Origin of the sequence: Phyllobacterium phragmitis, from assembly GCF_002980495.1 — a bacterium.
GTDB classification, from domain to species: Bacteria; Pseudomonadota; Alphaproteobacteria; order Rhizobiales; family Rhizobiaceae; genus Paramesorhizobium; species Paramesorhizobium phragmitis.
Window position 1 is genome coordinate 1 of record NZ_PVBR01000071.1, and the last position, 884, is coordinate 884.

The 884-nt window shown below is 60.2% G+C and carries 1 protein-coding gene; it reads left to right on the top strand.

What is annotated here, in order from left to right:
* Positions 1-69 precede the first annotated feature (69 nt).
* Positions 70-884: IS630 family transposase (locus C5748_RS27360; protein WP_105746197.1), on the top strand; the 815-nt coding region annotated here is incomplete at its 3' end.

The following is an 884-nucleotide window of genomic DNA, read 5'->3' on the forward strand; positions in this document are numbered from 1 at the left end:
CTAGTCACATGGAACGAAAGTAGGCATCATTTTGTTGGGCTTCTGTCCTAAGGAGCAGGAGTTTGATTGATGGTCGGCAGGCAAGCGGATGTCGTCGTTCTGAGCGACGCGGATAGGAACTTCCTCGAATCGCAGGTACGCCGGCATAAAGCGCCACGCTCCTTGTCGGATCGATGCCGGATGGTTTTGCTGTGCGCGCAGGGTCTGCAAAGCAAGGACGTTGCCGAACGCCTGGATGTTCACGAGCACACGGTTGGCAAGTGGCGCCGCCGGTTCGTACAGGGTGGCATCGAAGGGCTGGCGGACGAATACCGGGCCGGTCGGCCACGTACCGTCACGGATGCTCAGGTTGCCGAGGTCGTCGAGCGTACGCTCAATACCACTCCGAAGGATGCCACGCACTGGTCCATCCGTTCGATGGCAGCCGACCGCGGTCTGTCGCACACGACCATCCGCCGAATATGGACCGCATTTGGTCTGCAGCCGCATCGCGCCGAGACATTCAAGCTGTCTTCCGATCCGCTATTTGTCGATAAGGTGCAGGACATCGTGGGCCTTTACATGTCGCCACCGGACCGGGCAGTCGTGCTCTGCGTGGATGAGAAATCGCAAATCCAGGCATTGGATCGCGAGCAGCCGGTTCTGCCTATGGCGCCGGGCGTGGCTGAGCGGCGCACCCATACCTATGTCCGCAACGGCACGACATCGCTGTTCGCTGCGCTTGATGTTGCCACTGGTGCCGTGATCGGTCAGTGCTACAAGCGTCACCGCGCCACCGAATTCCTCGACTTCCTGAAGCGGATCGACGCCGAGATGCCAAAGGGCCCGGACGTGCATCTGGTGATGGACAACTATGCGACCCACAAGACGCCACGGATCAAGGC